This window comes from Acidobacteriota bacterium (genome assembly GCA_035471785.1).
GTDB lineage: Bacteria > Acidobacteriota > UBA6911 > RPQK01 > DATIPO01 > JANQFM01.
The window spans coordinates 1-12,291 of sequence record DATIPQ010000049.1 but is presented as its reverse complement, the minus strand read 5'-3'; the positions used below and the strand labels follow the sequence as shown (position 1 = coordinate 12,291).

At 62.8% G+C, this 12,291-nt stretch carries 9 protein-coding genes; 6 read left to right on the top strand and 3 right to left on the bottom strand.

What is annotated here, in order from left to right:
- The first annotated feature begins 22 nt into the window (after window positions 1-22).
- Entirely contained in the window at window positions 23-1,483 is a 1,461-nt protein-coding gene (locus VLU25_07380) for a sulfatase (GenBank protein HSR67746.1), read from the top strand.
- Between the two features lie 414 nt (window positions 1,484-1,897).
- Complete coding sequence (locus VLU25_07375) at window positions 1,898-3,277, top strand: MATE family efflux transporter (protein ID HSR67745.1); 1,380 nt, start codon at window positions 1,898-1,900, stop codon at window positions 3,275-3,277.
- 6 nt (window positions 3,278-3,283) lie between these two features.
- Here the strand turns inward: VLU25_07375 and VLU25_07370 are convergent, their stop codons facing one another.
- The gene (locus tag VLU25_07370) at window positions 3,284-4,195 is read right to left on the bottom strand and encodes a hypothetical protein (protein ID HSR67744.1); all 912 of its coding nucleotides are present in this window, start codon (window positions 4,193-4,195) and stop codon (window positions 3,284-3,286) included.
- Between the two features lie 217 nt (window positions 4,196-4,412).
- Between VLU25_07370 and VLU25_07365 the strand changes: the two genes are divergently transcribed.
- On the top strand, window positions 4,413-6,779 hold the full coding sequence (locus tag VLU25_07365) for a PKD domain-containing protein (protein HSR67743.1): 2,367 nt from the start codon (window positions 4,413-4,415) through the stop codon (window positions 6,777-6,779).
- Window positions 6,780-7,332: 553 nt separating this feature from the next.
- On the opposite strand, the gene VLU25_07360 is transcribed toward VLU25_07365, so the two are convergent.
- Both VLU25_07360 and VLU25_07355 read right to left on the bottom strand, forming a co-directional pair.
- Window positions 7,333-8,379, bottom strand: a complete 1,047-nt coding sequence (locus VLU25_07360; GenBank protein HSR67742.1) for an FtsX-like permease family protein — start codon at window positions 8,377-8,379, stop codon at window positions 7,333-7,335.
- On the bottom strand, window positions 8,376-8,705 hold the full coding sequence (locus VLU25_07355; GenBank protein ID HSR67741.1) for a PadR family transcriptional regulator: 330 nt from the start codon (window positions 8,703-8,705) through the stop codon (window positions 8,376-8,378). The genes VLU25_07360 and VLU25_07355 overlap by 4 nt, the downstream gene beginning before the upstream one ends.
- A gap of 130 nt (window positions 8,706-8,835) precedes the next feature.
- On the opposite strand from VLU25_07355, the gene glpK reads away from it, so the two are divergent.
- The 3 genes from glpK to VLU25_07340 all read left to right on the top strand — a co-directional run bounded on the left by glpK (window position 8,836) and on the right by VLU25_07340 (window position 12,201).
- Window positions 8,836-10,353, top strand: a complete 1,518-nt coding sequence (gene glpK, locus VLU25_07350; protein ID HSR67740.1) for a glycerol kinase GlpK — start codon at window positions 8,836-8,838, stop codon at window positions 10,351-10,353.
- A 15-nt stretch (window positions 10,354-10,368) separates the two neighbouring features.
- Window positions 10,369-11,784: a trypsin-like peptidase domain-containing protein gene (locus tag VLU25_07345; GenBank protein HSR67739.1), complete on the top strand. Its 1,416-nt coding sequence runs from the start codon at window positions 10,369-10,371 to the stop codon at window positions 11,782-11,784.
- Window positions 11,785-11,898: 114 nt separating this feature from the next.
- Window positions 11,899-12,201: a hypothetical protein gene (locus VLU25_07340; protein HSR67738.1), complete on the top strand. Its 303-nt coding sequence runs from the start codon at window positions 11,899-11,901 to the stop codon at window positions 12,199-12,201.
- Window positions 12,202-12,291: the final 90 nt, after the last annotated feature.

The following is a 12,291-nucleotide window of genomic DNA, read 5'->3' as shown; positions in this document are numbered from 1 at the left end:
CAATCAGAGTAGTTGTTTGTCCATGATTGATCTCATCTCGATCCGTTACCGGCCGATAGCACTAGCCCTGAGCCTGACCTTGGGCCTTACCCCGGCGTTGGCTCAACGGCGGGCCCAAGACGACCGTCCCAACCTGCTGGTGGTGACTTTCGACACCACCCGCGCCGACCGTCTCCAACCCTATGGATTCGAAGGCGCGCGCACTCCCACCATCGACCGGCTGGCCCGCGAAGGCGTCCTCTTCGAGCACTGCAACAGCCAGTCGCCCCAGACCCTTCCCAGCCATAGCTCCATCTTCACAGGCCAGTACACCATCACCCACAACGTGCGCAGCAACGGGCAGAAGCTCGAGGAAGACGCCATTACCCTGGCCGAAATCCTGACGGTTGAGGGCTATCAGACGGGAGCCGTGGTGGCTACGGCCGCGCTGATGGAGACCTTTAACCTCGATCAGGGCTTCGCCACCTACGACGACGACTTCGAAGATCCGGCCTTGACCAAAGCGTTCAAGGGCTTTTTCCGCTTCTTCTCCAGGGGCAAGGTCAACATGACCACCACCCGTCCCGCCAACCGGGTGTCCCGCTTGGGACGCAACTGGTTGAACAAGGCGGCCAAGAAAAAGCGCCCCTTCTTCCTGTGGCTGCACTTTTTCGATCCCCATTCTCCCTACGTCTACTATCCCGATTTCGACCGTCCCTCGGTGCAGCGCGAGGACGGGCCGGAAAACGAGCATGGCGAACTGGAAGAGAACTACATCAACGAGATCGAATTCGCCGACTACTACCTTGGCAAGGTCATCGACCATATGGAAACGCTGGGCCTTCTCGACAATACCTTGGTCGTCTTCACCGCCGATCACGGAGAAAGCCTGGGAGAACACGACTACCAGGGACATCGCCAGGAGGTCTACGAACACATCATTCAAGTGCCCCTGATCATGCGCTTCCCCTCTTCGCTGCCCGCGGGCACCAGGCTCGAAACCCCCGCCATGCTGATCGACATCGCTCCCACCGTGCTCAAGCTGCTGGGAGTGCCCTATCCGGACAACGCCTTCCCCGGAGCCGATCTGATGGCGCTCGACCCTCGCCAGCCGCGGGAGCGTTTCGCTCTTGCCGTCAAGCTCTTTACCAAGTCTCCCATCCGCACCGCCATGTACTACGGCGAACACAAGTACGTGCTCTTCGACGACCCCGAGCTGAACCAGCTCTTCGCCTTCCGCAGCGACCACGACGAACTGCATAACCTGCTGTCCGGCGCGCGTCACGGCCTGACATCCTCCAACGGCGCCAACGGGGCCTCCTCAACCGCGGGTCCCTCCGGCGACGGCACCCTCGCCCCCGCAACCCACAGGTTGCCGGACATCGACTGGGAAGCGCGCATCCAGGAGTGGTTCAGGCGCTTCGAGGAACTGACCGTCAGCGACTTCAAGATGACCGTCGAGCAGATGGAGGCCTTGCGCAGTTTGGGGTACATTCAGGACTGAGCAGCCCGTATCGTCAGACCATCACATGAAAGCGGGAGCTCTCGTCGGAGCCTCGTGCAGTGCGTCAGAAGCTCTGAGCCACCCTGTCGCGTTATTCCACGCTTTCAGACCTTTGCCGTCTGAAACTTAGGGTGGCGCCGCCGTCTCGCTTTGCGCTCGCCGGGGCTGACCCTGGGCTGACGACTCGCTCGCCTTCAGCGAGCCCGGACTTGACTTCTAGCTGGGCAATGGAAGCACCTCTACAGAAACCCTTCTAAAGGGGTGGAATAACGAGCCTTCGAAGTGTCATGTTGAAGACTTTTGCGACACCCTCTTCCAGGGTTCTTTCGAACTTCGCATATCGCACCTCGAACTTGGCAAGGCCCCGGCTCAGAACTTATGACCAGCAGCACTAGCGGGGAGAAGAGCGGTTCAATGACGGCAAGCGCCAGCCCTAAGAGCGAGTTAAAGCCGCTGGTGAGGCTTGCCCTTCCTCTCATCGTCATCAACCTGGGCTACCAGTGCATGTCTCTGGTCGATACCGCTCTGGCGGGGCGCATCGACGAGCTCTCGCTGGCAGCCGTGGGGCTGGGGAGTACGGTCTTCTTCCTGGGCGCGGTGTTCGGAATCGGAGTCTCCGCCGGTGTCGACCCGCTGGCTTCCCAAGCCCTGGGAGGAGGACGCTTCAGAGACGCCCGCAAGGCCATGTGGCACGGCATCTACGGCGGACTCCTGATCGTGCTCCCGGTAGCCGCCTTCATCCTGGCGCTGGCTTACTCGCTGGAATGGATGGGAGTCGAGCCTCAACTGGCCGCCCACACCCGGCGCTACATTTGGGGCCGGATGCCCTCCCTGCCACCTCTTTTCACCCTGATGGCGGTGCGCGCCTACCTGCAAGCCTCTCACTACCCCCGTCCCATCGTGGTGGCCACCTTGACGGCCAACGTCTTCAACCTGACCGCCAACTGGCTGCTCATATGGGGCGATGAGGGACTGACCTACCTGGGACTCCCCGCCATGGGACTGCCTCCCCTGGGCGTCGTCGGCATTGGACTGGCCACCGCCGTGGCCACCTTTTCTCAACTGCTTATCCTCATCAAGCCGCTGAGCAGCCTCGATCCCGGTCCCGGAGAGGGATCTGTGTCGGCCTTTCGGGCACGGCGTCTCAGACGGCACTTTTCCATCGGGCTTCCCATCGGCTTTCAACTGATGGCCGAAATGGGGATCTTTGCCGCCGTGGGAATACTGGCCGGGACGCTGGGGACCTTGCCCATGGCCGCCCACCAGATCGCCCTGCAACTGGCCGCCTTCACCTTCATGCTTCCCCTCTCCCTGGGGGAGGCCACCTCGGTTCAAGTAGGACGCGCCATCGGCCGCGGCGACACGCCCGCGGCCCGCTGGGCGGGTCTTTGCGGAATCCTGCTGGGGGGCGGCGTGATGCTGATGGCCGCCATCTTCATGTGGACCCTGCCCCAGGCTTTCGCCAGGATCGTCAGCAGCCAGCAGGAAGTCATCGAACTGGCCTCCGGACTCATCATAGTGGCCGGATTCTTCCAGATCTTCGACGGTATCCAGGCCGTCAGTTCGGGTTGCCTGCGAGGAGCCGGAATGACCCGCTGGGCCATGCTGGCCAACGTCTTCTGCTACTGGATCATCGGATTCCCTGCAGCCTTCCTGATGGCTCTGCCGCTGGGGTGGGGCGCACCGGGACTGTGGTGGGGACTGACCGTGGGATTGGGGATGGCGGCCGTCATCCTGAGCATCAAGTTCGCCTGGGTGAGCCGGCGGCCCATTGCCGCCCTGGAAACGGCCTGACAGCCGTCACTTCTCGACCGGCAAAGACGACCAGCGCGAGCGAAGCTCTCTCAAGTCCTCGACCAATCGGTCGAAGCGCTGCTGCAACTCGCCCAGCCCCTGGGGAGTCAAGCGGCCGAAAGGCCGGGCCAGCAGAGTCTTGTCGTGATCGAGAATGCGGACCTGCACCTCGATCTGGCCCTTGGCCCACAGGTTGACCGGCATGGAACTGACCATGGCCCGGTCAAGCACCTTGGCCAGCCGTGAGACCTGTGCATCCCCGAGCGGCAGCGGCGACTCTTGGCCCAGTTCTCGCCCCGGATAATAAGGGCGTACCCAGGCCTTTCCCTTCTCGACTTGCATGATCTGGCCGGGCTGGCTGCCCTCTTCGGGCAAATCGACGAAGAGCAGACGCAGCGCCTCCAGGCCCAGGACGCCCTCACTCAGCTTGCTCAATCCGTCGCTAAGATCGTCCGCCGTTACCCCCCGCTTCTGAGCCAGGGGGGCTATCCGGTCCAACAGAACTCCAGCCAGGGGGACCAATCGCGCAGACTGCTCGCCGTCGGCCAACTGGCGGGAGACCTTACGCCGCTCCTCGACGCTCAATTCCACCTGACAGGAAATGCGCAGCGGTCCCTCTCCTTCCCCGGACTCCTTTTTGCCGCCGTAAAGAGGTTTCAGTTCGGCGAATCCGCGCTCCAGCAGAATCCCCAACAACTCGACCCGCTCGGAGTCCTCCAGAGGGAGCTGGACGCGCTGGTCCCAAATGGCCACGCCGGAAGGAAAGACCTCCAGGTTGCGGGCGCCCCTCTCGTCGGTGCAGTCCACGCGCAGGTAGTAGGGACCCGCCTCCTGGCGCACCCGTCCAATGACCTCGGACAAGTCCTCGGAGTGGCCCTCGGCTTCCTGCTCTTGCCGGGCCGACAAGCTCACCGTCACCAACAGGGCGCCTATCAAAGCCCAAAAGGTTAGGGAAAATCGGCTCATGACCGCGCGAGGATACCAACAGAATCTCTCCGGTGACAAGCGGTCCCTGCCTTAAACTTATTGACAAAACGGGCCGAAAAGGGTAGAAGGGAGCGAACTTTTGATTGGTTTTTCCAATGCTTGAAGCATTGGAAAGTGCATACACTGCTTGCTAGAGAAAGGTCAACCAATGTATCATTCGCGAACGGCTCTTGTCGTTCTCTGCGGCCTGTTGCTGTCCTTCGGCGCCCTGCCGGTGTTGGCGCAGAGCGATGTGGCCCTGGAGAAGATCCAGAAACACGCGGCCAACCGCCCCCTCGAGTCTCTCAGGTCGGCGGCGGCTGAAGCGCGGCTCTTAGGATATCGGCCCGGCCCCCCGCGCGAGATCATCAACTACCGCGGCGAGCCCGTCGGCCCTTCTCAGGACGGCGGACCTTCGCTGCCCGACGTCCTGTTGCAGGAAACCACAGGCAACGCCCTCACGTCGGTAAGCTCAGGTTTTCCGGGAGCTGGCAACGATGACAACGCCAGCGTCCTGGGATTCCTGGTTGCGCCCCCGGACACCGACGGCGACGTGGGCCCCAATCACTACGTGCAGATGATCAACCTGCTGACCACTATTTATGACAAGAACGGGAACGTGCTCATGGATGGTCCCTTTCCCAGCAATGCTTTTTGGGCCGGTATCGGGGGGAACTGCCAGGCCTTCAACCAGGGGGACCCGATCGTCCTCTACGACGATCAGGCTGACCGATGGCTGGTGAGCCAGTTCGCTTTCCCGAGTAACCTGAGCAGCTTCTCCCAGTGCGTGGCCATCTCTCAGACCGGAGATCCCACCGGCGCCTACAACCGATATGAATTCTCATTCGACAATATCGGCTTCAACGACTATCCCAAGCACGGAATCGTATCCGACTCCATCACCATGATCGCCAACCTGTTCCGTCCGCGGGGGCCCTTCTTTAACTTCGACGGGACCTTTCTGGGAGTGATGGACAAGGATGCCATGTACGCCGGCAACCCGGCCACCCTGATCGGCTTCAACATCGGCCGCAACGAATTCGGTTTCGTGGCCGGCGATCTGGACGGTGCGGGAAGCGCGCCGGCTCTCTTCGGCACGGCCATGTCGCAGAGCAACCTCTTCGACATCTGGCAGATCGACGTCGACTGGAACACCGAGAACGCCTCGGTGTCGCGAATCGCGGAAATTCCCATCACGCCCTTCGACGCCGACCTGTGCGGGGCTTCGCGGGAAGCCTGCGTACCCCAGCCCGACAACGGTCCGGCGCTGGAAGCCCTTTCCGACCGGCTTATGCACCGCCTCCAGATCCGCGACTTCGGGACTCACCGCAGCATGGTGACCGCCCACACGGTCGACGTGGGCGGCGGACGCGCCGGAATCCGCTGGTACGAAATGCGGGAGACGGGCGGAACCTGGTCCCTTTACCAGGAAGGCACCTTCGGACCCGCCGACGGAGAACACCGTTGGATACCCAGCGCGGCCATGAACGCCGCCGGAGACATCGGCATCGGCTACCTGATTTCAAGCCCCAACACCTTCGTCTCGACGGCGGTTGCGGGTCAGTCGGCCGCCAACAGCGGCAGCGGCGTCCTCGACGCCGAGGAAGTGATCTGCGCCGCCGGATCGGGCGTCCAGACCGACGTCAACCGTGCCGGCGACTACTCGGCCACGGCTGTCGATCCGGTCACCGACTCCTTCTGGCACACCAACGAAGTCTTCGAGACCACCGGAGCATTCCAGTGGAGCACCTTCGTGTGCGAGTTCAGCGTGGGCGACGGCAACATCCCGCCCACCGCCTCCTTTACCTTCAACTGCAACAACCTGGATTGCAGCTTTGACGGCAGCGGTTCCACTGACAGCGATGGAACCATAGCCAGCTACGACTGGGATTTCGGCGACGGATCCTCGGCCAGCGGCCAAACGGCCAACCACAGCTACGCGGCCGAAGGCGATTACACCGTCACGTTGACCGTCACCGACGACGGCGGCGCTACCGGCAACGATTCGCAGACAGTCAGTGTCGATGACGGGATCAACTCGCCTCCCACCGCTTCCTTCACCTTCAACTGCACCGATTTGAGTTGCAGCTTCGACGGCGGCGGATCGAGCGACAGCGACGGAACCATTGCCAGCTACGACTGGAACTTCGGAGACGGGTCCTCGGCCAGCGGTGAGACCGCCAACCACACCTATGCGGCGGAAGGCGATTACACCGTCACGCTCACCGTCACAGACGACGGCGGCGCCAGCGACATCGACTCGCAACTGGTTTCGGTCACCGAGCCTCCGGTCGTCCCCATCAGCCTGAGCGCGGTGGGCAGCAAGGAGAGGGGTCTGCAAAAGGCTGACCTGACCTGGAGCGGAGCCACCACCTCCAACGTCGATGTCTTCCGCAACGGCGTGCTCATCGCCACCACTGCCAACGACGGAGCCTTCCGCGACAACATCAACCAGCGCGGCTCAGGCACCTACGTCTACCAGGTGTGCGAGGAGGGAACCTCGGTCTGCTCGAACGAAGCGACAGTCAACTTCTAGTCGAGCTGCCTCATATCGCCGAGAGCAATTAGGTCATCACCGCGGGCGCTGGAATTTGACCCGTGTGTGAACCTGTTGGGCACCTAGTGCTGCCAGTCATAAAACTCTGAGCCAGGGCCTTGCCAAGTTCGAGGTGCGATATGCGAAGTTCGAAAGAACCCCGAAGGGGCGCAATTCGCCAGCCCAGAGACTGTGTTGGAAGTCAAGTCCGGGCTCGCTGAAGGCGAGCGATTCGCCAGCTCAGCGACTGTGTTGAAAGTCAAGTCCGGGCTCGCTGAAGGCGAGCGATTCGTCAGCCCAGGGTCAGCCCCGGCGAGCGCAAGCGAGACGGTGGCGCCACCCTGGGTTTCGAGGGCAAAGGTCTGAACGCTGAAAGCGTGGGATAACGCGACAGGGTGGCTCGAAACTTCTGACGCACTGCACTGGTTCAGACCGCTTCCAACGAATACCCCACGGGCGGTGCCGGCAGATCCGTCGGCACCGCTTTTTCGTGGCATGAGGGTTTTTGTGGAGGGCGCTTAGTCGCCGCGCAGAGCCACCACCGGATCAACCTTCAGGGCCCGCCGCGCCGGGCGCAGTCCGGCCAACAACGCCGACAACAGCAGGACGGCCAGCACTCCCAACAGCGTGGGAGGATCGAAGGAGTCGACGCCGAAGAGCAATCCCTCCATCGCTTGACCCAGCCAGAGGGCCCCGACCACTCCCATCGCCGTCCTTGCTCGCGAAGGGCCTCAGAGACATCCAGGCCCCAGGCGCGGCGGGCTGGAGCCAAACCAAAGAGCAAGGCCGAGAGCAGGGTCAAGAGCAAAGTCAAAGCCAGGGCCCGTTCATCCACAGCCACTGTCTGCAGGCGGGGAATCCCCGGAGGATTCAGCGTGCGTAGCCAGGAAACGGCTCCAAAGGCGATCAGCACGCCCGAGATTCCGCCCAAGGTCGACAGCACCAGGCTCTCGGAGAGCAGTTGCCCGGCTAATCGCAGGCCTCCCGCGCCCAGGGCCCCCCGAACCGCCAGTTCCCTGCGCCGTGCCTCGGGCGGGCCATCCCCCGCGCTCAGGTTGAGGCCGCGGACGTTGTGCAGCCCGATCTGCTGCAAGCCGGGAAGTCCTTGGCGAAAGTCCTCGTACTCGGGAACGGAGATCGAACCCCGCGGAAAATCAGGCCAGTGGTTCCAGATCTTGACCAGCGTGGACGGCTGCCGATAGGGCAGAGGCTCCAGAAGTACGCCGCTGATCACACTGAAAATGGCTGTGTTGGAACCTATGCCCAAGGCCAGGGTGAGCACGGCAATCAACGAGAAAACGGGGTTCTTGACGACTTGGCGCAATCCGAAGCGCAAGTCCTGATGCAGGGTTTGCATGACGACTTCTCCTCTGTGACGAAAGGTGGACGTCCCCGGACGCTTGCCAGGCCCGGCCAGAGCGGCTAACGCAGCCAGGGTCTGCTTCCAATACCAGATGCGGGCGGCAGCTCCTCCGCTGCGACGCTCATGCCGGCAGGCCTCTTCTTCCAGATCTCCCAGCAGGAATTCCTGCTGGGCTGAAGGGATGCCCCATTGCAGAAGGCGGCGGGCCAGAACGGGCGGACGGAAGCGGCGGCTCATGGGGTCTCCGTTTTCTCGTCCAAGCCCTCGGCCATGCGGCGCAGGGCCTGCAAGGAACGCTCCAGCGCCCTGGCGCCCAGAGGCTCGACGCGATAGAACTTCTTGCGCCGTCCGCCCCTTTCGGCCGTGGGCTGGCCGATGCGGCAGGACACGCATCCCTTCTCCTGCAAGCGCTCCAGAGTCTTGTAGACGGTTCCCAACGAAGTCTCGCGCCCAGCCTGGCTGAGCAGCTCTTCGCGCACCGTTACTCCATAGGCGTTCTCCCCCAGACGCATCAGCGCCAGCAGCACCAATTGTTCGAATTCCCCGAGATGAAAATCAGTCACGCGGCCTACTCTGCTCTATTTGTCCGACAAAGTCAAACAAAAGGCGGCTTGGCCTGCCCGACCGCGTCTTGCTAAGATTCCAGCCTCACCTTATGACCTCTCGATTGGGCGAAGCAGAGAAAGGGCGAGCATGAGCGATTTCGTTGCGGCAGTGGACCAGGGGACGACCAGCACCCGCTTCATGATCTTCAACCATCAGGCCAAGGAGATCGGCAAGCACCAGTTGGAACACGAGCAGATCATGCCCGAGCCGGGCTGGGTGGAACACGATCCCGTCGAAATCGCCAACAATATCGCCACCGTCATCGAAAACGCCCTCAGCCGGGCTCAACTCACCTCCGACGACCTGAGCGCGGTGGGTGTCACCAACCAGCGCGAGACGGCCATCGTCTGGAATCCCAAGACGGGACGCCCCTGGTACAACGCCATCGTGTGGCAGGACACCCGCACCCAGGACATGGTTTCCCGCCTCAACCGGGAGGGGCAGGCCGAGCTCATCAGGGCCAAGACCGGCTTGCCGCCCGCCACCTACTTTTCGGCCACCAAGGTGCGCTGGATCCTGGACAACGTCTCGGGGGTAAGGGAGGCGTCCGAGAGGGGCGAGGCGGTCTTCGGGAATCCCGACACCTGGGTCATTTGGAACCTCACCGGAGGTCCTCGGGGAGGCAAGCACATCACCGACGTCACCAATGCCAGCCGCACCCTGCTGATGAACCTTCAGACGCTGGACTGGGACGAGGAACTGCTGGAGATCTTCGACATTCCCCGGGCCATGCTGCCCGAGATTCGCCCCTCCTCCGATCCCGAGCCTTACGGGCTGGTGCGCAGCAAGGTACCGGGCAGCAAGGAGGTCCCCATCTGCGGCGATCTGGGCGATCAGCAGGCGGCCACGGTAGGGCAAGCCTGCTTCCATCCGGGCGAGGCCAAGAACACCTACGGCACGGGCAACTTCATGTTGCTCAACACCGGCACCGAGATCTGTACCTCTCAAGCCGGACTCTTGACGACACCCTGCTATCGGCTGGGCGATGAGAAGGCGGTCTATGCGCTGGAAGGCTCCATCGCCGTCACCGGATCGGCGGTGCAGTGGCTGCGCGATCAATTGGGCGTTATTCGCGAAGCCGGCGAGGTGGAAAGCCTGGCCAATTCGGTAGAAGACAACGGCGGCACCTATTTTGTGCCGGCCTTTTCGGGCCTCTTCGCGCCTTACTGGCGTCCTGACGCCCGCGGGGCCATCGTGGGACTCTCGCGCTTCAACACCAAGGGACATTTGGCCCGCGCCACCCTGGAGGCCATCTGCTATCAGACCCGCGACGTGGTGGAGGCCATGGAAAAGGACTCGGGGGTGGCCCTGGAAGTCCTCAAGGTGGACGGAGGCGCCACCGTCAACGACACCCTGATGCAGTTGCAGGCCGATATTCTGGGCGTCCCGGTAGAGCGTCCCAAGGTGCTGGAGACCACCGCCCTGGGAGCGGCCTACGCGGCTGGATTAGCGGTAGGATATTGGGGAGGAACCGAGGACCTGGCGGCCAACTGGCGCAGCGACCGCCAATGGGACCCGCGCTGGAGCGATGAGCAGCGGGAAGAAGGCTACGCGGGTTGGAAAAAGGCCGTCCAGCGAACTCTGGACTGGGTGGAAGAAGAGTAGCCGGGAGAGAAAGAGATGAATCACATGGTGAGGGCGGGGGTCTTGCTGGCCGTCCTTTGGCTCACGTGTCCTTCCCCCCTGGCCCAGACGGTGGAGAGCCGGCTGGGGCTGCAGGAACTCAACCAGGATTTTCAGGACCTGGTCGAGAAGGCCAATCCCTCCATCGTGCAGATCTTCGTCACCGGCTACGCGCCGGTCGAGGACGGCGCCTTCGTGGGTTCGGGCTTGCCGCGCCTGCGCAGCGGCGGATCAGGGGTGGTTGTCGATTCCTCGGGCTATATCCTGACCAACCACCACGTGGTGGAAAACGCCACCAAGATTCAGGTCCGCCTGGCCCGGCCGCCGCTTGAAGGAGACAGCGACCAATCCATTTTGCGCCCTCTTATGCCCGCCCAGGGCGCCCACCTGGTGGGGTTCGACCGGGAGACCGACCTGGCCCTGCTCAAGGTGGAGGGGGAGGACTTGCCCTCCCTGCCGCTGGGTGATTCCGACCGGCTTCGCCAGGGTCAACTGGTGATGGCGTTCGGCGCTCCTCTGGGACTGGAGGGATCGGTGACGCTGGGCGTGGTCAGTGCCGTGGCCCGCCAACTGGAGCCTGAAGACCCCATGGTCTACATCCAGACCGATGCCCCCATCAATCCCGGCAACAGCGGCGGTCCGCTGCTCAACATGGAAGGCGAGATCGTGGGCATCAACACCCTCATCTTCAGCCAGTCGGGAGGCAATGAGGGAATCGGCTTCGCGGCCCCTTCCAACATCGTCCGCAACGTCTATGAGCAGATCAAGACGCACGGACGGGTGCGGCGGGGAATCATCGGCGTCCACGCCCAGACCATCACTCCCTTGCTGGCCCAGGGTCTGGGGCTGGAACGCTATTGGGGCGTCATCCTGGGCGACGTATTGCCCTCCAGCCCGGCCAGCCAGGCGGGGCTGCAAGTCGGCGACATCGTCCTCACCCTGGACGGCAAGCTGATGGAGAACGGACGCCAGTTCGACGTCAATCTCTACCAGTATTCGGTCGGCGACAGCGTAACGCTCGAAGTGCTGCGCCAGGGTGAAAGGCTGACCCGCAGCGTTCAGGTGATCGAGCGTCCCGAAGACCCCGAGCGCTTCAGCCAGATGGTCGACCCCGAGCGCAACCTGGTTCAGCCCCTGGGCGTGCTGGCCATCGACATTTCCCCCGAGATCGCCGCTTTGCTGCCCTCTCCCCGCAAGCTGGGAGGCGTCCTGGTAGCCGCCCGCGCCCTGGATGCGCCCCAGTACAACGGCGGCCTGCGGCCCGGCGACATCCTCTACGGTGTCAACCGTACGGACATCACCAGTCTGCGCCAACTGCGCCAGGCCCTTTCCGACATCAAGACGGGGCAGCCCATCGTGCTGCAGGTGCTGCGCCAGGGCCGTTTCCGCTACCTGGGCCTGATCAAGGAATAGGGCGAAAGGCAGGCCCGGATGGCGAGCCAAAGAACCGGCCGCCCGTCCGGTGAAGAGAAAGGGGTCAAAAAATCAGGCTGAGATTAAGGCCATCTGTGCTAGAATTCGACGCCGATGAAAGTAAGGGCACTCGCACAAAATCTACGCCACCAGAGTAACCTCGATTCCCGCTCCGAGCGCAATTTGGCAGTCGCTATCCTGCGCCAGGCCTGGCATGAAGCCGTGCTCGACCTGACGGCCGTCAAGCGTCACTCGCGCAAGGACTACCGCCAACTCAAGAAGCAGGCCATCGACTGGATCAGCAGCGATGAGGACGGTTTTACCTACTGGTGCGAGCTGGCCGACGTCGATCATCGCGCCATCCGCCAAAAACTCAGCGCCCGCCTGAGCGTCCAACGCCCCCCTCTGCAAGCCTAAGCCAAGAGTCGCAGGTCAACTCCCCCGCTGCCTGCCGTGCCAGCAAGCCGCCAGGCAACATCCTGCATTTGGGCAGACCTTCGAAATCGG